General features: G+C 75.2%; 17 protein-coding genes. 11 read left to right on the top strand and 6 right to left on the bottom strand.

The window, feature by feature from the left end; all coding sequences use genetic code 11:
• Nucleotides 1–26: 26 nt before the first annotated feature.
• From leuC to ACWD3O_RS07360, 4 genes are all read left to right on the top strand, one after another.
• Entirely contained in the window at nt 27–1,451 is a 1,425-nt protein-coding gene (leuC, locus tag ACWD3O_RS07375; protein WP_451415128.1) for a 3-isopropylmalate dehydratase large subunit, read from the top strand.
• Between the two features lie 19 nt (nt 1,452–1,470).
• Nucleotides 1,471–2,064, top strand: a complete 594-nt coding sequence (gene leuD / locus ACWD3O_RS07370) for a 3-isopropylmalate dehydratase small subunit (RefSeq protein WP_451412624.1) — start codon at nt 1,471–1,473, stop codon at nt 2,062–2,064.
• A gap of 326 nt (nt 2,065–2,390) precedes the next feature.
• Entirely contained in the window at nt 2,391–2,621 is a 231-nt protein-coding gene (locus tag ACWD3O_RS07365) for an SCO5555 family protein (protein ID WP_356137746.1), read from the top strand.
• 136 nt (nt 2,622–2,757) lie between these two features.
• Nucleotides 2,758–3,417: an HU family DNA-binding protein gene (locus tag ACWD3O_RS07360; RefSeq protein ID WP_451412623.1), complete on the top strand. Its 660-nt coding sequence runs from the start codon at nt 2,758–2,760 to the stop codon at nt 3,415–3,417.
• A 158-nt stretch (nt 3,418–3,575) separates the two neighbouring features.
• Here ACWD3O_RS07360 and ACWD3O_RS07355 read toward each other — a convergent pair whose 3' ends face one another.
• Both ACWD3O_RS07355 and cofC read right to left on the bottom strand, forming a co-directional pair.
• Nucleotides 3,576–3,788 carry a hypothetical protein gene (locus tag ACWD3O_RS07355; protein ID WP_451412622.1) on the bottom strand — a complete coding sequence of 71 codons (213 nt, stop codon included), beginning with the start codon at nt 3,786–3,788 and terminating at the stop codon, nt 3,576–3,578.
• Between the two features lie 51 nt (nt 3,789–3,839).
• On the bottom strand, nt 3,840–4,481 hold the full coding sequence (cofC, locus tag ACWD3O_RS07350; RefSeq protein ID WP_451412621.1) for a 2-phospho-L-lactate guanylyltransferase: 642 nt from the start codon (nt 4,479–4,481) through the stop codon (nt 3,840–3,842).
• A gap of 195 nt (nt 4,482–4,676) precedes the next feature.
• Between cofC and ACWD3O_RS07345 the strand changes: the two genes are divergently transcribed.
• The 7 genes from ACWD3O_RS07345 (at nt 4,677) to ACWD3O_RS07315 (ending at nt 12,936) form a co-directional block, all read left to right on the top strand.
• Nucleotides 4,677–5,465: a lysophospholipid acyltransferase family protein gene (locus tag ACWD3O_RS07345; RefSeq protein ID WP_451415127.1), complete on the top strand. Its 789-nt coding sequence runs from the start codon at nt 4,677–4,679 to the stop codon at nt 5,463–5,465.
• A 65-nt stretch (nt 5,466–5,530) separates the two neighbouring features.
• On the top strand, nt 5,531–6,529 hold the full coding sequence (locus ACWD3O_RS07340; RefSeq protein WP_451415226.1) for an NAD(P)H-dependent glycerol-3-phosphate dehydrogenase: 999 nt from the start codon (nt 5,531–5,533) through the stop codon (nt 6,527–6,529).
• A 163-nt stretch (nt 6,530–6,692) separates the two neighbouring features.
• On the top strand, nt 6,693–7,862 hold the full coding sequence (locus ACWD3O_RS07335) for a D-alanine--D-alanine ligase family protein (protein WP_451412618.1): 1,170 nt from the start codon (nt 6,693–6,695) through the stop codon (nt 7,860–7,862).
• Between the two features lie 371 nt (nt 7,863–8,233).
• Nucleotides 8,234–9,376, top strand: coding sequence for a polyprenyl synthetase family protein (locus ACWD3O_RS07330; protein WP_451415225.1), 1,143 nt, complete (start codon nt 8,234–8,236; stop codon nt 9,374–9,376).
• Nucleotides 9,373–10,944: a phytoene desaturase gene (locus ACWD3O_RS07325; protein ID WP_451412617.1), complete on the top strand. Its 1,572-nt coding sequence runs from the start codon at nt 9,373–9,375 to the stop codon at nt 10,942–10,944. The genes ACWD3O_RS07330 and ACWD3O_RS07325 overlap by 4 nt, the downstream gene beginning before the upstream one ends.
• Complete coding sequence (locus tag ACWD3O_RS07320) at nt 10,931–11,929, top strand: phytoene/squalene synthase family protein (RefSeq protein WP_451412616.1); 999 nt, start codon at nt 10,931–10,933, stop codon at nt 11,927–11,929. Before ACWD3O_RS07325 ends, ACWD3O_RS07320 begins: the two co-directional genes overlap by 14 nt.
• Nucleotides 11,926–12,936, top strand: coding sequence for a DUF5914 domain-containing protein (locus ACWD3O_RS07315; RefSeq protein WP_451415126.1), 1,011 nt, complete (start codon nt 11,926–11,928; stop codon nt 12,934–12,936). Before ACWD3O_RS07320 ends, ACWD3O_RS07315 begins: the two co-directional genes overlap by 4 nt.
• Before the next feature lie 70 nt (nt 12,937–13,006).
• Here the strand turns inward: ACWD3O_RS07315 and ACWD3O_RS07310 are convergent, their stop codons facing one another.
• From ACWD3O_RS07310 to ACWD3O_RS07295, 4 genes are all read right to left on the bottom strand, one after another.
• Nucleotides 13,007–14,593, bottom strand: a complete 1,587-nt coding sequence (locus tag ACWD3O_RS07310) for an FAD-dependent oxidoreductase (protein WP_451415125.1) — start codon at nt 14,591–14,593, stop codon at nt 13,007–13,009.
• Nucleotides 14,590–15,834 (bottom strand): lycopene cyclase family protein, encoded by a 1,245-nt coding sequence (locus ACWD3O_RS07305; protein ID WP_451415124.1) that lies wholly within the window; start codon nt 15,832–15,834, stop codon nt 14,590–14,592. The genes ACWD3O_RS07310 and ACWD3O_RS07305 overlap by 4 nt, the downstream gene beginning before the upstream one ends.
• On the bottom strand, nt 15,831–16,031 hold the full coding sequence (locus ACWD3O_RS07300) for a hypothetical protein (RefSeq protein ID WP_451415123.1): 201 nt from the start codon (nt 16,029–16,031) through the stop codon (nt 15,831–15,833). The genes ACWD3O_RS07305 and ACWD3O_RS07300 overlap by 4 nt, the downstream gene beginning before the upstream one ends.
• Nucleotides 16,032–16,135: 104 nt before the next feature.
• Nucleotides 16,136–17,383 carry an NAD(P)/FAD-dependent oxidoreductase gene (locus ACWD3O_RS07295; protein ID WP_451415122.1) on the bottom strand — a complete coding sequence of 416 codons (1,248 nt, stop codon included), beginning with the start codon at nt 17,381–17,383 and terminating at the stop codon, nt 16,136–16,138.
• Between the last annotated feature and the right edge of the window lie 136 nt (nt 17,384–17,519).

Raw genomic sequence — 17,519 nt, 5'->3', positions numbered from 1 at the left:
ACGTGGTCCCCGCCGAAGGGAAAGCGATGGGTAGGACACTGGCGGAGAAGGTCTGGGACGATCATGTCGTCCGGCGAGCCGAGGGCGAGCCCGACCTCCTCTACATCGATCTGCACCTGCTCCACGAGGTGACCAGCCCCCAGGCCTTCGACGGCCTCCGCAAGAGCGGCCGACCCGTGCGCCGCCTCGACCTCACCATCGCGACCGAGGACCACAACACCCCGACGATCGACATCGACAAGCCGATCGCGGACCCGGTCTCCCGGGCCCAGCTGGAGACGCTGCGCAAGAACTGCGCCGAGTTCGGCGTCCGCCTGCACTCCCTGGGCGACGTCGAGCAGGGCGTCGTCCACGTGGTGGGCCCGCAGCTGGGCCTGACCCAGCCCGGCACCACCGTGGTCTGCGGCGACTCGCACACCTCCACCCACGGCGCCTTCGGCGCGCTGGCGTTCGGCATCGGCACCTCGCAGGTCGAGCACGTGCTGGCCACCCAGACGCTGCCCATGGCCCGCCCGAAGACCATGGCGATCACCGTCGACGGCGAACTGCCCGAGGGCGTCACCGCCAAGGACCTGATCCTCGCCGTGATCGCGCGGATCGGCACCGGCGGCGGCCAGGGCTACATCCTGGAGTACCGCGGCAGCGCCGTCGAGAAGCTCTCGATGGAGGCCCGGATGACCATCTGCAACATGTCCATCGAGGCCGGCGCCCGCGCGGGCATGATCGCCCCCGACGAGACCACCTTCGCCTACCTCCAGGGCCGCCCGCACGCCCCCGAGGGCGCCGACTGGGACGCCGCCGTGGAGTACTGGCGGACCCTGCGCACCGACGACGACGCGGTCTTCGACGCCGAGGTCGTCATCGACGCCGCGGAGCTCTCCCCGTTCGTCACCTGGGGCACCAACCCCGGCCAGGGGGCGCCGCTTTCGGCGGCCGTGCCGGACCCCGCCTCCTACGAGGACCCCTCCGAGCGGTTCGCCGCCGAGAAGGCCCTGGAGTACATGGGCCTGGAGGCCGGGACGCCGCTGCGCGAGGTCGCGGTGGACACCGTCTTCGTCGGTTCCTGCACCAACGGCCGCATCGAGGACCTGCGTTCGGTCGCCGAGGTCATCAAGGGCCGCAAAGTCGCCGACGGCGTACGGATGCTGGTGGTCCCGGGCTCCGCGCGGGTCGGCCTGCAGGCGGTCTCCGAGGGCCTGGACGTGGTCTTCAAGGAGGCCGGCGCCGAATGGCGGCACGCGGGCTGCTCCATGTGCCTGGGCATGAACCCGGACCAGCTCGCCCCCGGCGAGCGCTCCGCCTCCACCTCCAACCGCAACTTCGAGGGACGTCAGGGCAAGGGCGGCCGCACCCACCTGGTCTCGCCCCCGGTGGCCGCCGCCACCGCCGTCCTGGGCCGGCTCGCCTCCCCGGCCGACCTGTCCGACGCGCCCGTCGCCGCCGGCGTCTGAGAAAGCTGGAGCCGAAAACATGGAAGCCTTCACCGTTCACACCGGCCGGGCCGTCCCGCTGCGCCGCAGCAACGTCGACACCGACCAGATCATCCCCGCCCACTGGCTCAAGAAGGTGACCCGGGACGGGTTCGAGGACGGGCTCTTCGAGGCCTGGCGCAAGGACGCGGAGTTCGTCCTCAACCGCCCCGAGCGGCAGGGCGCCACCGTCCTGGTCGCCGGCCCCGACTTCGGCACCGGCTCCTCCCGCGAGCACGCCGTCTGGGCCCTGCAGAACTACGGCTTCAAGACCGTGATCTCCTCCCGCTTCGCCGACATCTTCCGGGGCAACTCGCTGAAGAACGGCCTGCTCACCGTGGTGCTCGACCAGAAGGTCGTGGACGCCCTGTGGGAGCTGACCGAGCAGGACCCGACCGCGGAGATCACCGTCGACCTCGAGGCCCGCGAGGTGCGCGCCGAGGGCGTCACCGCCCCCTTCGAGCTGGACGAGAACTCCCGCTGGAGGCTGCTGAACGGCCTCGACGACATCTCCATCACCCTGCGGAACGAGGCGGACATCGCCGCCTACGAGGCCGAGCGGCCCGGGCACAAGCCGAGGACGCTCGCCGCCTGAGCCGCCCGGACTCCGCTGCCCGCGGAGCACTCCGAGGACCCGAAGGCCCCCGGAACCGACCAGACCGGTCGGTTCCGGGGGCCTTTTTCGGCCACCCCTTCGAACCCCTCGACGCACCCCGCCACCACGATTGGGCTACCGCGCCACGCGGCCGCACCGGCGGGTTGACGCCGCCCGATTCGTCCCCAACTCCCCGCGTTAGCTGGGATGTTGTCCGGGTACACGAGCCCTGACGTCGCCCGCGGGCCGTGTCGTCGAAGGGCCCGTCGAGTGAGCAGTTGCCCCCTGCGCAGGCGACAACTCACCCTAGATGGCACAATCTGTGCATGGAACACGACGGCCAACTCGCGCTCTATGCGGCAGTCGCGGACCGGCTCAAGGAAGCGCACACAAAGGTGCGCTCACTGCAAGTCCCGGAGGGCGTACGGGTGGCGCTGACCCGGAAGCTGCTGATCATCACGGCAGCGGCCAAACATGATCTCGCCGACGCGACAAGGCGGCTGGAGCGGTTCACGGACGATCTCGCGCAGGGGCGTTTCCCCGCCGAGAGCCACTGAGCACTCCGGGGCGGTCGAGTCCGTTGCGGCACAAGGGTGATTAGCCCGTTTCGTGTTTGATTTGCGGTATATATCTGCCTAACGTGCGAAAACGCTTGAACGGATACGTTCTCGCAATGTCTCCGAAGGGGAAGACGTGAACAAGGCGCAGCTCGTAGAAGCGATTGCCGACAAGGTCGGCGGCCGTCAGCAGGCCGCCGACGCGGTGGACGCGGTCCTGGACGCCATCGTCCGCGCGGTCGTCGCCGGGGACCGGGTGTCGGTCACCGGCTTCGGTTCCTTCGAGAAGGTCGACCGCCCGGCGCGTTACGCCCGCAATCCCCAGACGGGGGAGCGGGTGCGGGTCAAGAAGACCTCGGTGCCGCGGTTCCGCGCCGGCCAGGGCTTCAAGGACCTGGTCAGCGGCTCCAAGAAGCTGCCGAAGAACGACGTGGCCGTGAAGAAGGCCCCCAAGGGCAGCCTCACCGGCGGCGCCTCCGCGACCGTGAAGAAGGCCGCGGCCAAGAAGACCACCGCCGCGAAGAAGGCCTCCGCCGCCAAGACCACGGCCGCGAAGAAGACCTCGGCCACGGCCAAGAAGACCTCGGCCGCCGCGAAGAAGACCACGTCGTCGACGGCGAAGAAGACCTCGGCCGCCGCCAAGAAGACCACCCCCGCGAAGACCACCGCCACGGCCAAGAAGACCGCCGCGAAGAAGGCTCCGGCCAAGAAGGCCACCGCGACGAAGGCGCCCGCCAAGAAGTCCGCGGCGCGCAAGACCACCGCGAAGAAGACCGCCTCGCGCGGCGGCAAGTAGGAACGTCACGCGCCCCTCGGGCAGCTCGCGCGCCGGGCCGGACTCCCTCGTGGAAGTCCGGCCCGCGGCGCGTCCGGCCAGCTCGGAAGGCCTGAGGTCGGAAGGCCTGAGGTCGGAAGGCCTGAGGCCAGAAGGCTCGAGGTTCGGAAGGCCTGCGCTCAGAAGGTCTGCAGGGTCACCAGGGTGATGTGCGGCGCGCCGCCCGCCGCCGGGGTGTCGCCGACCTCCAGCCGCACCCGCTGGCCCGGGCGCAGCAGGTACAGGCCGCCCGCGTCGAAGGCGGCGGCGTCGAAGGGGACCGGGGTCCCGTCGTCGAGCAGCACCTGACCGGTGCGGGTGTCCGGGTCGAAGGTGTAAGCGGTGGCCTGCATGCGGTCAGCGTACCGGCGGGCCCGCGCCCCGCCCGGCGCGGCGGCCGCCGTTCAGGGGCCGGCCGACAGCAGGAGGGCGGCCAGCGCCGCCGTCCGCGGACCCACCCCGAGGGCCAGCGCGGCCCGCAGGTCGGCGCCGGTGTCCACGTCCTGGCGGACCGACTCCACGTCCGGGGGCAGCAGCTCGGCGGCGCCCGACGCGGCGTGCCGGGCCCGTGAATCCGGCCCGAATTCCGGACGCAATTCCCGGCCCGGGGACGCCGTCAGCAATGTCGTCCCGATTCCCGCGGCGTCCGGGAGAAAGGCACGGGGGAATTCCGCCGCCGCGGCCAGCACGCGGGACAATTCCGCAGGCCGCAGCGCCGGGAGATCCGCGTTGAGGGCGGCGACCGCGGCAGCGGGTCGTGCCCGGCGGACCACCGCCGCGCCGTGGGCCAGCGCGGCGTTCAGACCGCCGCCCGCCGTGGCCTCCGCGACGACGCGCGCGCCCAACGCCCCCAGCTCCCGAGCGGCCAGCGGGTCCTCCGTGACTACCGCCACACCCCGCACCGCCTCGCAGGCCAGCGCGGCGGCCACCGTGTCCTGCGCGAACGCCAGCGCGAGCCCCGGCCGCAGCCCGTCCGAGGCGGCGTCCGACAGCCTGCTCTTGGCCCGCGCCAGGGGCTTCAGGGGGATGACCAGGGTCCAGTGCACGCGCGTTCGTCCCTCTCTTGTCGCCCACATTGTCCCCCGGCCCGTCCGGCGACAGGGCGCCGGCCGTCGGCGGGCGGGGCGTACGGTGTTCTCGACAGACGGTCGGCCCGGGGCCACACTTGTGCGACCCACGACCCCCGAAGAACCAGGCCCCGGCCCCGTACGGCCGGAAAGGCCCAAGAGGAAGGTGTGCGCGTGCCTCGCCGCAGAATCGGCTTCTGGTACCGCTTCGCAGCGGTCATCGCAAAACCGCCGCTGGTGCTTCTGCTGAAGCGGGACTGGCGAGGAATGGAGAACATTCCGGCCGAGGGCGGCTTCATCACCGTGGTGAACCACATTTCCCACGTGGACCCCCTCGTCTACGCGCACTACCAGTACAACACCGGCCGTGTGCCGCGCTTCCTCGCCAAGAGCGGGCTGTTCAAGAAGGGGTTCGTCGGCGCCGTGATGCGCGGCACCGGCCAGATCCCCGTCTACCGCGAGTCCACCGACGCGCTCAGCGCCTTCCGGGCCGCCATCGACGCCGTGAAACGCGGCGAGTGCGTGGCCTTCTACCCGGAGGGCACCATCACCCGCGACCCCGACGTCTGGCCGATGACCGGCAAGACGGGCGCCGCCCGGGTGGCCCTGAGCACCAAGTGCCCGGTGATCCCGGTCGCCCAGTGGGGCGCCAACGAGGTACTGCCGCCGTACGCGAAGAAGCCCAGCCTGTTCCCGCGCCGGACGGTGCGCGTGATGGCCGGGCCGCCCGTCGACCTGTCGCGCTTCCACGACCGGGAGATGACGCCGGAGGTCCTCAAGGAGACCACCGAGGTCATCATGGACGCCATCACCCGCCAGCTCGAAGGGCTCCGCGGCGAGAAGGCCCCCGAGGTCCGCCACGACCCCCGCGAGATCCGCCTCGAACAGCGCCGCAGGGCCGCCCGGCAGGCCGCCGAGCAGACCGGCTCCGCCACCACGGCGGGGGAGGGGAACGGAAAGTGACCCGACCCGTCCCCGCCGAATCCGGACCCGGACCCGCCGGACCCGGACCCTCCGGTGCACGCCCGGTGAAGGCGGCCGTCTTCGGCGCCGGCTCCTGGGGCACCGCCTTCGCGATCGTCCTCGCCGACGCCGGCTGCGAGGTCACCCTCTGGGCCCGCCGCCCCGAGGTCGTGGAGGCCGTCAACTCCACCCGCGTCAACGCCGACTACCTGCCCGGCGTCGAACTGCCCGCCGGGATCCGGGCCACCGCCGACCCGGCCGAGGCCGCCCGGGACGCCGACCTCACCGTCCTCTCGGTGCCCTCCCAGACCCTGCGCGGCAACCTGGCCGCCTGGGCGCCGCTGCTCGCCCCCGACACCGTGCTGGTCTCCCTGATGAAGGGGGTCGAGCTCGGCTCCGCGATGCGGATGAGCGAGGTGATCTCCGAGGCCGCCAAGGTGGATCCGGAGCGGGTCGCCGTCGTCACCGGGCCCAACCTGGCCCGCGAGGTGGCCTCCCGGCTGCCCACCACCGCCGTCGTGGCCTGCGCCGACGAGTCCGTCGCCCGCCGCCTCCAGGCCGCCTGCCACACCCCGTACTTCCGGCCCTACACCAACACCGACGTGGTGGGCTGCGAACTGGGCGGCGCGGTCAAGAACGTCATCGGCCTCGCGGTCGGCATCGCCGACGGCATGGGCCTCGGCGACAACGCCAAGGGCTCGCTGATCACCCGCGGGCTCGCGGAGACCACCCGGCTGGGCCTCGCCATGGGCGCCGACCCGCTCACCTTCGCCGGCCTCGCCGGACTCGGGGACCTGGTCGCCACCTGCTCCTCGCCGCTGTCCCGCAACCACACCTTCGGCACCAACCTCGGCAAGGGGATGACGCTGGAGGAGACCATCGCGGTCACCCGGCAGACCGCCGAGGGCGTCAAGTCCTGCGAGTCGGTGCGCGACCTCGCCCACCGGCACGGGGTGGACATGCCGATCACCGAGATGGTCGTGGAGATCGTCCACGAGGGCAAGCCGCCGGTCGTCGCCCTCAAGGAGCTCATGGGGCGCGACCCCAAGCCGGAACGGCGCTGACCGCAGGCCGCCGCAGGCCCCGGTTCGCGGCGCTGCCGTAACGTCGCTGGTCGTGGCCCTACGCCCGGTCGGCCCCCTCCCCGGGGGCAGACCGGGCGAATCGTCCGCGCGGCCGACCGCGCCCGCTGACCGTCGCGGAACCAGCGGGTACGCTCAATCCGTTATGAGCACCCAGAACCTCCCCCAGAGCCCTGAGCCGACCGCCGAGGAACCGCAGCGCAAGCCGCGCGTCGCCGTCGTCTTCGGAGGACGCAGCTCCGAGCACGGCATCTCCGTCGTCACCGCGGGCGCCGTGCTGCGCGCGATCGACCGGACGAAGTACGACGTCCTGCCGGTCGGCATCACCCGGGAGGGGCGCTGGGCCCTGACCGCCGACGAGCCCGACCGCATGGCGATCACCGACCGTGTCGTCCCGGCCGTGGAGGAACTCGCCGAGTCCACCGAGGGCGGCGTGGTGCTCCCCGTCGACCCCGCCAGCCGCGAGGTCGTCTACAGCGAGCCCGGCTCGGTCGCCAAGACCCTGGGCGAGATCGACGTGGTCTTCCCCGTCCTGCACGGCCCCTACGGCGAGGACGGCACCCTGCAGGGCCTGCTGGAGCTCTCCGGCCTGCCGTACGTCGGCGCGGGCGTGCTCGCCTCCGCCGTCGGCCAGGACAAGGAGTACATGAAGCGGGTCTTCACCTCCTTCGGCCTGAAGGTCGGCCCGTACGTGGTGATCCGCCCCCGCGAGTGGGAGCAGGACCCGGCGGCCGCCCGCAAGAAGATCGTCGACCTGGCGGGCGACCACGGCTGGCCGCTGTTCGTGAAGCCGGCGCGGGCCGGCTCCTCCATCGGCATCACCAAGGTCGACGACCTGTCCGGGCTCGAGGACGCGATCGCCGAGGCGCAGTCGCACGACCCGAAGATCATCGTCGAGGCGGCGGTGGTGGGGCGCGAGATCGAGTGCGGCGTGCTGGAGTTCGAGGACGGGCCGCGGGCGAGCGTGCCGGCGGAGATCCCCCCGGCGCAGAGCCACGCCTTCTACGACTTCGAGGCCAAGTACATCGACTCCGCGGCGGGGATCGTGCCCGCCCCGCTGACGCCGGAGCAGACGGCGGAGGTGCAGCGGCTCGCCGTCGAGGCGTTCGACGCGGCGTCCTGCGAGGGACTGGTGCGGGCGGACTTCTTCCTCACGGAGGACGGGGAGTTCGTGATCAACGAGATCAACACGATGCCCGGGTTCACGCCGATCTCCATGTACCCGCGGATGTGGGAGGAGTCGGGCGTGTCGTACGGGGAGCTGGTGGACCGGTTGCTGAGCGCGGCGCTGCGCCGCCGCACGGGCCTGCGGTAACGGTTCTCCTCACCCTCGCCTCCACCCCGCCGCGGCCCGTCCGCGGCGGGGTCCGCCTTTTCCGGGGGCCGGCTTCCGCCCCCGGCCGCACTCCCTCCGCGCGGGCGTCCCTCCCACGTTCCCCTTGACCGCGGCTGACCGCGGCTCACCGCGCCGCCCCGTCGTCCCGCGCGCGGCTCGCTGCGCCTCCCGCCCCGCTCGCACCCCCACCGGAGGGGCGTTGTACGCCCGGGGTGGGGACGGGGGCAGGGCCGGTGGAGTGACCCCGGTCCCCAAGGGGGCTCGGAACGGGCAGGGATCAGCGCATCCATCCACCGTCTTTCGGCCGAAGCACAGGCGTGCAGGTGACCGAGAGTGAAGAGGGGTTGTGCATGCTGGGAGTGCGGCTCACGGTGGCCGAACCGGTCAGGCCGCTCGACGGTCCGCTCACGGCCCGCGAGGCCGTCCGGGCGGTCGAGGCGGAACTCGCCGGCGTCCTCGACGAGGCGCTGGCCCAGGCGCGTGACACGGACCCGGTGTTCGCCCACGACGTCGCCGAACGCCTCGCCGCGTTCGTCCGGCGCGGCGGCAGGCGGATGCGCGCCGCCTTCGCCTGGTGCGGCTGGCGGGCGGCCGGCGGAACGGGGGACGCCACGCCCGTCCTCCGCACGGGCGCGGCCCTGGAACTCGTGCAGGCGTGCGCGCTGGTCCACGACGACGTGATGGACGGGTCCGCGCTGCGGCGCGGCGGCCCGGCCCTGCACGTGGAGTTCGCGGACCTGTACGAGGACGCGCGGACGACCGGACCGCCGGGCACCTTCGCGCTGTCCGCCGCCGTGCTCGCCGGCGACCTGGCCCTCGTCTGGGCGGACGACCTCGCGGCGGCGACCGCGCTCGGCTCGCCGCACGGCGGGCGGCTGCTGGGCGAATGGCGGGCCATGCGGCGCGAGATGGCGGCCGGCCAGTACCGGGACGTCCGCGCCCAGGCCACCGGCGCGTCGGGCATGGAGGAGGCGGTGACCATCGCCACCCTGAAGAGCGCCCTGTACACCGTGGAGCGCCCCCTCGCGCTGGGCGCGTCCCTGGCCGGGGCGGACGGGGCGGTCCTGGACGCGCTGCGGCTCGCCGGACGGTGCGCCGGGCTGGCGTTCCAGCTCCGCGACGACCTGGTCGGCGCGTTCGGCGACCCGGCGCTGACCGGGAAGCCGGCCGGCGACGACCTGCGCGCCCGCAAGCTGACCTACCTGCTCGCCGCGGGCATCCGGCTCGCCTCGGCGTCCGGTGACGCCGAGGCCGCCACCGCGCTCGCCGCGGGCCCGCAGGCCGGGTCGGACGAGGACCTGGAGCGGGTCCGCGCGGCGCTGACGCGGACCGGGGCCCGGGACGCCGTCGAGGCGCGGATCGGGGAACTGGCCGCCACCGCCCTGCGGCACTTCGACCGCACGGGCGCCCCACCCGCGGTGCGCGCCGAGTTCGCGGCCCTGGTGCGACTGGCCGCGGGCGTCGCCCTCGAGGGCGCGGGGGAGGCGGCATGAGGACCGTACCGGGTCCCACGGACCACGTCGTCGTGGTGGGCGCCGGCCTGTCCGGCCTCGCCTGCGCGCTGCACCTGCTCGGGGCGGGACGCCGCGTCACCGTCGTCGAGCGGGACGCCGGCCCCGGAGGCCGCGCCGGACGCCTGCGCCTCGGCGGGTACGAGATCGACACCGGCCCCACCGTGCTCACCATGCCCCACCTGGCCGACGAGGCGTTCGCGGCGGTGGGCGACAGCCTCCGCCACCACGTGGAGCTCATGCCCCTGCACCCGGCCTACCGCGCCCGGTTCGCCGACGGCACCGCGCTCGACGTGCACACCGACGGCGAGGCCATGGAGGAGGAGGTCCGGCGGTTCGCCGGCCCCGCCGAGGCGGACGGCTACCGCCGCCTGCGGGACTGGCTGGAGCGGCTGTACCGCGCCCAGATGCGGCGCTTCGTCGACGCCAACTTCGACTCGCCCTTCCAGCTGCTGCACCCGGACCTGGCCCGGCTGGCGGCGCTCGGCGGGTTCGGGCGGCTGGACCGCGGCATCGGCCGGTTCCTCCAGGACCCCCGGCTGCGCCGCGTCTTCTCCTTCCAGGCGCTCTACGCGGGGGTCGCCCCGGCCAGGGCGCTCGCGGCGTACGCGGTGATCGCCTACATGGACACCGTGGCCGGCGTCTGGTTCCCCAAGGGCGGCATGCACGCGCTGCCGCGCGGGATGGCGGACGCCGCGTCCGGCGCCGGGGCGGAGTTCCGCTGGTCGTCCGAGGTGACCGAGCTGGAACGCTCCGGGGACCGCGTGCGGGCCGTGCGGCTGGCCTCCGGGGAGCGGATCGCCTGCGACGCCGTGGTGCTCACCTGCGAACTGCCCGCCGCCCACGAGCTCCTCGGGCGGGCCCCGAGGCGACCGGTGCGGCTGCGCCACTCGCCGTCCGCCGTCGTCCTGCACGCCGGGACGGACCGCACCTGGGACTCGCTGGCCCACCACACCCTCTCCTTCGGGGAGGCCTGGGAGCAGACCTTCGAGGAACTCACCCGCTCGGGACGGCTGATGAGCGACCCCTCGCTGCTGATCACCCGGCCGACGACGCACGACCCCCGTCTCGCCCCGGCGGGCCGGCACCTCCACTACGTGCTGGCGCCCTGCCCCAACACCGCCGTGGGGCCCTCCGCGGAGACCTGGCGCGACCTCGGGCCCCGCTACCGGGACAGCCTCGTCGCCGAACTCGAACGCCGCGGGCTCGACGGGTTCGCGGACAGCGTGCAGGAGGAGGCGCTGATCACGCCGCTGGACTGGACGGCGCAGGGCCACGCGGCCGGCAGCCCCTTCTCCGTCTCCCACACCTTCGCCCAGACCGGCCCGTTCCGCCCGCGCAACCTGATCCGCGGCGTGGAGAACGCCGTGCTGGCCGGCTGCGGCACCACCCCCGGCGTCGGGGTCCCGACGGTGCTGCTCAGCGGCAAGCTCGCCGCCGCGCGCGTCACCGGCGGCTCCCCCCGCCGGACGGTCACCTCCCTCCCGTCCGGGCCGCGCGCCGCGCGGCCCGCCCCAGCGACCCCGGCAGGCGTCCATGACCCGTCGTGAACTCGATGCCGCCCGGATCACCGACCCCGGGCTGCGCGCCGCCTACACCCGGTGCCGCGGACTCAACGCCCGCCACGGGCGGACGTACTTCCTGGCTACCCGCCTGCTCCCGGTGGAACGCCGGTCCGCCGTGCACGCCCTCTACGGCTTCGCCCGCCGGGCCGACGACTTCGTCGACGACCACGCGCGGCACCGGACGCCCCGGGAGCGCGACACCGCGCTGCGGCGGCTGGAGGACGACCTGGCGCTCGCCCTGCGCACCGGGGAGGCGGACGACCCGGTCGTCCTGGCCGTCGCCGACACCGCCCGCCGGTACGGCATCGGCCACGAGCTCTTCGCCGACTTCCTGGCCTCGATGCGCAGCGACCTGCACGTCACCGACTACCCGACGTTCGCGGACCTGAAGGCCTACATGCACGGGTCGGCCGCGGTGATCGGGCTGCAGATGCTCCCCGTGCTCGGCACCACCGTGCCGCGGGAGGAGGCGGCGCCCTACGCCGCCGCCCTCGGCGAGGCGTTCCAGCTCACCAACTTCCTGCGGGACGTGGGCGAGGACCTGGACCGCGGCCGCGTGTACCTGCCGGCGGACCTGCTCGGCGCCCACGGCGTGGACCGGCCCCTGCTGGAGTGGAGCCGCCGCACCGGCCGCCGCGACCCGCGGATCAGGGACGCCCTGCTCGCCGCCGAGGCGCTGACCAGGAAGATCTACCGCGAGGCGGTGCCGGGCATCGCGCTGCTCGACCCGCGCACCCGGCCCTGCGTCCGCACCGCGTTCATCCTCTACTCCGGGATCCTCGACGCGATCGCGGAGCAGGGGTACGCGGTGCTGCACCGCCGCGCCGTGGTGTCCGGGGCGCGGCGCGCGGCCACGGCGGCCGCCGGACTGGTACAGATCGCCGGCGCGCGGGCCCGGGCCCGCACCGCCGCCCGCCCCGCGCCCCGCCCGGACGGCGTGGCGCTCCCGTCGAGAGGACCGGTGACGTGAGCGACCGATCGGACCGTGCCGGCTGGACGTCCCCGCTGCGCAGGCTGGGCCGCCGGACGGACTGGGCGGCCCAGCCGCCGACCTGGCGCGAGGCGCGCCCCGCCCTGATCGCCGAGGCCCTGAAGCGGGCCTCGGCCCGGCCCTCGGGCAACTGGTTCGTCGTCGGCGCCTCCCGCGAGGTGCGCGTCGGCGAGCGCCCCTACGGCCGGACCGTCGGCGGCGTCGAGGTGGTGCTGTGGCGGTCGGAGTCCGGGGAACTGCGGGCCGGTCCGGGGGTGTGCCCGCACCTGGGCGCGCCGCTGAAGGACAGCCGGGTGGCCTGCGGCACCCTGGTCTGCCACTGGCACGGCCTGGCCCTGGACGGCGGGCCGAAGGCCGGCTGGGAGCCCTACCCGGTGCACGACGACGGCGTGCTGGTGTGGGTCCGGCTCGACGCAGTCGGCGGCGAGGAGCCGACGGACCTCCCCGTGGTCCCGCCGCGGCCCCGGACGGGCAGCGGCGTGGACGCCGTGTTCACGGCGGTGGGGCGGTGCGAGCCCGAGGACGTGGTCGCCAACCGGCTCGACCCCTGGCACGGCTCGTGGTTCCACCCGTACTCGTTCGTGGACCTGACGGTGGCCGGGGCGCCCCGGGGAGAGGACGACGACGTGTTCGTCGTCGACGTCTCGTTCCGGGTGGCCGGGCGGCTGGTGGTGCCGGTGCGGGCGGAGTTCACCGCCCCGGAGCCGCGCACCGTCGTCATGCGGATCACCGAGGGGGAGGGGCGCACCTCGGTGGTGGAGACCCACGCGACGCCGCTGACGGCCCCGGACGACCCCCGGCCGCGGACCGCCGTGGTCGAGGCGGTGGTCGCCGCCTCGGACCGGCCCGGCTTCGCCCTCGCCCGCGCCGCCGCGCCCGTGCTGCGGCCGCTGATGCGGCGCACCGCCGGGCGGCTCTGGCGGGACGACCTGGACTACGCCGAACGCCGCTGGGCGCTGCGCAGCACGGGGCGCTTCCCGGGGTGAGGCCCGGGTGTCACTGCCGGGGTGTACGTCCCCGCCGCGCGCGGCGGGGACGTACACCCCGGGGGAGGGGTCAGCGGGCGGCGAGGGCGCTCAGGGCCCGCAGCGCGGGCGACCGGCCCGCGCGGGGCACCGTCCACAGCACCTGGCCGCGGATTCCCCACTGGTCGAGCAGGGCGCCGGCGGCCAGGAAACCCGTGGTGGCGGCGCGTTCCATCAGGGCGACCGGGAGGTCGCAGCGGATCGCGTCGCCGGCCAGCGTGACCCGCGGATGGGGGGTGCGCACGGCCGGCCGCCGGTGGTGGGAGCCCACGGGGAAGAAGGGGCAGTCCGCCCGCCACTCGTGCCGGACGTCCACCACCCGGGCCTCACGGGTCTCCGGATACACCCGGTGCAGACCGGCGAGCAGCCGGTCCTGCGTCTCCTGCCGGTCGGCGCCGGCGGGGACGGCGTAGGCGTGCAGTTCCACCACCGACCCCCCGGTGCGGGCGGCCCACCGCGCGGCCTCGCCCTCGTAGCGTTCCAGGACGCTGATGTTGTCCAGCCCGTCGTAGCCGCTGGTGCCGAGGAAGCCCGGGCGGTCGGGGCGTACCGGCCGGTCCAGCCAGAACCGGGAGACCAGGAAGGGCGGCGCGGTCCGCAGGGCGGCCACGTCGTCCCGCCAGGCGGGGGTGCCGAGCTCCGGCGACGCCTCCGTCAGCCCGCGCAGCGCCCCGGGGTCGAGGGCCAGCACCACGGCCTCGTGCCGTTCCACGGCGTCGTCGGTGCGCAGTTCGACGCCGTCCTCGCCCGGCCGGACGTCGTGGACCGGGGTGCCGGTGCGCACCCGTGCCCCCAGGCCGCGGAGGTAGTCGCCCAGCGGTTCCCACAGCGCCTGCGGGAACGGCTCGGACGGCACGTCGAACAGCAGGCCCTCGGAGGAGCCGAGGAAGTAGATGTGGAACATCAGGAGCAGCTCGGCCGCCGACAGTTCGCGCGGGTCGGCGAAGAAGCTGCGGGAGAACACCTCGAACGCCAGGTGGTGCGCGGCCTCCGGGAAGCGGACCCGCTCCAGGAAGTCCGTCGCGCTCACGTCGTCGAAGCGCTCGTACACCTCGGGGACGCGCACGTCCAGGAGCGGCAGCGCGGCCCGGGCGTCCATCGACGCCAGGTCGCGCGCGCCGAAGGTGGGGCTGAGGGCGACGAACCCGAGCGCGCTGAACGGCGGGGTGCGGGGCACCCGGGCGAAGCTGTCGGTCAGCCCGCCGCTGTGCCGCAGCGGGTAGTCGGGCAGCGGCCGGAGCCGGTCGAGCCCGGGATCGGTGCGGCGGAGCAGGCCCCGCAGGTTGTAGTACTGGCGGAAGAAGGCGTGGAAGCCGCGGCTCATGGTGGCCTCGGAGCCGTCGGCGAGGCGGGTGCGCCATCCGGCGAGGCGGCCGCCCAGCGTCTCGCCCCGCTCGTAGAGGGTCACCCGGGCGCCGCGCTCCGCCAGCAGGGTGGCCGCGGCGAGACCGGCGATGCCGCCGCCGACCACGGCGACACCGGGCGCGTCACCGGGTGTGAAACGGTCCCGGCCCGGCGCGGGCATCAGGATCTCGGCCTTGCGGTCACGGCCCCGCCGGGCCGCGCGGGCGCGGTGGGGCGCGCCCTGGGCCGGGCGCGTGGTGGACGGCGGTGTCATCGGTGGCTCTCTCCGGTGGGTGCGGTGCGGGCGGTGGGTGCGGTGGGCCGGTGGCGGCGGGGGAGGAAGGGCAGTTCGAGGGCGGTCCGGAGCATCGGGCCGACGGGGGTGCGCAGTCCGACGCTCCACTCCTCCGGGAGCGAGGTCCCGCCGTCCAGGAAGCGCAGCAGGCGTTCCGCCGGGACCCGGCGGAACAGGTCGGTGAAGAAGGCGGGGCCGTCGACCCGGCCGGTGTCCAGCGCCCGCAGCAGCACCGCGTCCATGGCGAGGGACCGCCGCCCGTACGGCGGCGGCACGCTCGCCCGGCCCGCGCGCAGGGCGGCGGCCACCGCCCTGCTCTGCCGCTGCACGGCGGCGAAGGTGTAGCCGGTGGCCGGCCGGGTCGCGCCGCCCGCCGTCCCGATCCGGAACACCGAGCGGCCGGCCCGGCGGGGGAACCGGCCGTCCGTCATCGGGATGACGCCCTGCTCCGCCGACTCCACGGTGAACGCGCCGAGTTCCAGCACCTCGCGGCAGTACCGCCGCAGCGCCACCTCGTACGCCTCCGTGGACAGGGGCGTCCGGGAGAACTCGGTGTACTCGACCAGCGCCCGGTCGGGCGCCAGCGGGAGGACGTACCCGAAGGCGAGGCCGTGGCGGGGCTGGGGGACGCGGAAGTCCATCAGGTCGGCGACCGACGGGTCGAACCGGGGCACCGCGGTGCGGACGAACCAGCCGCGGAAGTGCTGGAGCAGCCGGGTCCGGGCCGGCGGCAGGGCGGGCAGCGGACGGGAGTCGAAGACGTGCCGGGCCGTCAGCCGGAGGGCGCCGCCGTCCGGCGTGGTGCAGCGCACCTCGGCGCCGTGGGCGGTGTCGCGCGCCTCCTGCGCGGTCGCCCGCAGGAGGCGCGCGCCGGGGGCGGCGGCCAGCCGGGCGTGCACCAGACGCTCGAAGTCCGCGGACCGGATCATCCGGTAGCACAGCGGGGCCGGGTCCACGGTCACCGCCCGCCCGTCGGCGCCGTGGACGCGCAGCCGCGGCCAGGACGCGGCGACCGCGGGGCCGAGGTCGTCGTCGCCGCGGGTCCAGTGGCACCAGGTGCGCTCGGGCGGGCTCAGCGGGCCGGCGGGCGGCTCGACCAGCGTCACCGGGCGGCCGGGGACGGTCTCGGCCAGCCGGTGCGCCAGGCTCAGCCCGGCCGCTCCGGCGCCGAGGACGACCACGTCGGCGTCCAGGGCGGACGGTGCGGGACCCCGGCTCATCCGGCCGCCCCGGCCACTCCGGCCACTCCGGCCACTCCGGCCACTCCGGCCGCCCCGGCGTGCGCGGCCCGCGGCGGCGGCGCCGGGGGGCCGCCGCGCCGCACGCCGTACGGCGGCCCGCCGGCGTCGCCGTACGGCGTGCGGTGCGGGCAGGTCTCGCCGGTGCTCGGACGGGCGCGCGCGCCGTCGGACGTCACAGCTCACTCCCGGAGGTCGGAGAACGGGTGGTCGGCCTTCGCTCAGGCATGTTCTCTTCCGGGTACCGGCCGTCGGTGGATGCGGCGCGCGGTCCGCGTCGCCGTCAGCCGGGTGACGGATCGGCGAGCAGCTCGCGGGCGGCCCGCGTGCCCGAGGCGAGCGCGCCCTGGACGCTGCCGGTCGCCCGGTGGTCGCCGCACACGTAGCGGCCCGCACCCAGCCGCGTGGTGCGGCTGAGGGGCCAGGAGGGCTCCATCACGGGCAGGGCGCCTGGCACCGTGTACACGGCGACCTGCCGCCAGTCGCGGGTGTCCGCGCCGTACAGCTCGCCCAGGCGCCGCAGCACCGCCGCGTCCGCCCCGGGCCGGTCCTCGCCCAGCACGGAGGTGGACACCAGGGCGGACCCCGGCGGGGCGTACTCCGGCGCGACCTCGCTGGGCACGCAGGTGTTGAGCACCGCGCCCGAGGGGTCCACCAGCAGCGTCGGCTCGGCCAGCGGCGGGCGCGGCGCCGCGTGGTAGTAGGTGGTGACCGTGCGGCACGGGGGCACGGCCAGGCCGGGCAGCAGCCGCGCCGCGGTGGCCGCGTCCGTGGCCACCACCACGTGGGGCGCGGCCACCTCGCCGCCGCCGACGAGGGCCACGCCGTCGTCGGTGACCGCCTCCACCGGCGTCCCCAGCCGCAGCGTGCCCTCGGGCAGCCGGCCGGCCAGCTGGGCGGGGACGGCCCCGATGCCGTCGGCGGGCAGGCAGAGCGTGCCGCGCACCATGCTCCGCCACACCAGGTGGAAGAAGCGGGCGGACGTCTCCAGCCGGTCCTCCAGGAACACCCCGGACAGGAACGGCCGCAGGATCCGGTCGACCGTCCCGGCGGACACCCCGGCACGGGACAGGGCCTCGGCCGTGGAGCGGTCGGCGCCGCGGGTCAGGAGACGGGCGGGAAGCAGGGCGTCCCGCGCGGTGAGCGCGCCCAGGGCGGCCAGGTCGCGGGCCGGCAGCACCCGCCCGGGCAGCAGCGCCCCGGCCTCCGCGGGCCGCCGGGTCGGGTCGGTCAGGCGGACCGGGCCGTCCGGGGTGTGCGCGACGAGGCCCGGCGTGAACGGCCGCAGCCGCAGGGCACGCAGGTCCAGCCGCCGCTTGACCTGCGGATATGAGGTGTTGAAGACCTGGAAGCCCCGGTCCAGCAGGAAGCCGTCCCGGCGGTCCGTGCGCACCCGGCCGCCCACCCCGTCCGACGCCTCGAGCAGCGTCACGCGTCGGCCCGCGCGGCACAGGTCCAGCGCGCAGGCCAGACCGGCGAGACCCGCCCCGACGACGACGGTGTCCGGGGCGTTTCGGGGACGACCGGCCATGGCTGTTCCTCCGGTGTTCCTTCGGTTGTCCTTGCGTGGTCCTTGCGTTGTCCTCCCGCGCCGCCCGCCGGGCGGCGCCTCTCCACCGCGGGGCCGGTGCCCCGGCGGGGCCGCCGGCGGCCCGGACGGCGGACGC

It is taken from the genome of Streptomyces sp. NPDC002640, assembly GCF_053592575.1.
The sequence above is the reverse complement of the archived record's forward strand: the minus strand, read 5'-3'. Positions and strand labels throughout refer to the sequence as shown.